Annotated in this window: 1 pseudogene; it reads left to right on the forward strand. The window is 78.5% G+C overall.

From position 1 onward, the window contains the following. Positions 1-177 precede the first annotated feature (177 nt). A pseudogene (locus tag ABD308_RS35045) lies at positions 178-1,333 on the forward strand (hypothetical protein); the annotation flags it as partial.

The raw sequence follows: 1,333 nt of genomic DNA on the forward strand, positions 1-1,333 counted from the left end.
CGCCGGCGTCCACCGCGCCCGCGCTCCACGGCGGGTTCGCGCGGGTTGCCCGGGCCGCCGCACCGCCCTCACGGTGAGGGGCTCGTGGTGAGGGGCCGTCAACCACCCCCGTCGCCGCTCCGCGTGCGATCCGGCGCGATCCCGGCCACAGGCCCCCACAGGCCCTAGAGTTGACGGGTGGCCGATGAGACGTGGAACAAGGTGGACGGGCAGGTGCGGGCCGGCGCCATCGTGCAGGCCGGGTCCGTCGGGGAACTGCACGTGCACGAGGCGGCCCTGCGGGCGGCCGCCGTACCGTGCCAGCTGCCGCCGGCGCTCGCGCACTTCGAGGACCGCGCCGACGAACGCGCCAGGGTACTGGCCGCCGTCGCCGCGGGCCCCGGGGACGGTGGCGGGCCGCTGGTCGTCGCGCTCAGCGGGATGGGCGGGATCGGCAAGACCGCGCTGGGCTTCGAACTCGCCCGCGCGCTGCTCGACCACTGCCCGGACGGCGCCCTCCACGTCGACCTCGACGACCTGCGCCGCGACGGCGCCGTGGAGACCGCCGACGCCCTCGGCGACCTGCTGCGCGCGCTCGACCCGGAGGCCCGGCCCGAGCCGTCCCTCGCCGCCCGCGCCCGCCAGTACTGGACCGCCACCCAGGGGCGGCGGCTGGTCGTCGTGGTCGACAACGCCCGCAGCGGCGCCGAACTGCGCCCGCTGCTGCCCGCCTCCGCGGCCGCCGTCGTCATCGTGGCCAGCCACGGACCGCTGTACGACCTCGACGGCGTCCGCCTCGTCGACCTGCCGCTCGGCCCGCTCGGGCCCGCGGACGCCGTCAACCTGCTGCGCCGCATCGTCGCGGACTCCCGGTTCGCCGCCGACCCCCGCTTCGCCGCCGACCCCGAGGCTGCGGTCGAACTCGCCCGCCGCTGCGCCGGGCTGCCCGCCGCGCTGTACGTCGCCGGGCGCTGGATCCGCCGCCACCGCCGTCGCGAACTGCGGCGGCTCGTCGAGGACCTGACCACCGAACTCGACCAGGAGGGGCTGCCCGTGGTGGAGGCCGTCTGGGACGCCGCGTACGCGAGCCTCGGCCCCGTCGCCGCCCGGCTCTACCGGCTGCTGCCGCACCACCCCGCCCCCGTCGTGGGCGACCACGCGGCCGCCGCCCTGCTCGGCACCGACCCCGACCGGGCCGCCGACGCGCTCGACGAACTCGACACCGCCGGGCTGCTGGAAAGCCGCCCCGACGGCCTCGGCGTGCACGCCCTGCTGCGCGGCCACGCCCTGCGCCGGGCGCGCGCGTCGGCCGACGACGCCACGGAGGCGGCCGCGGCCCGGACTCGTCTGGTGC

The sequence above is a fragment of the Kitasatospora putterlickiae genome (genome assembly GCF_039527695.1).
Lineage (GTDB): Bacteria > Actinomycetota > Actinomycetes > Streptomycetales > Streptomycetaceae > Kitasatospora > Kitasatospora putterlickiae.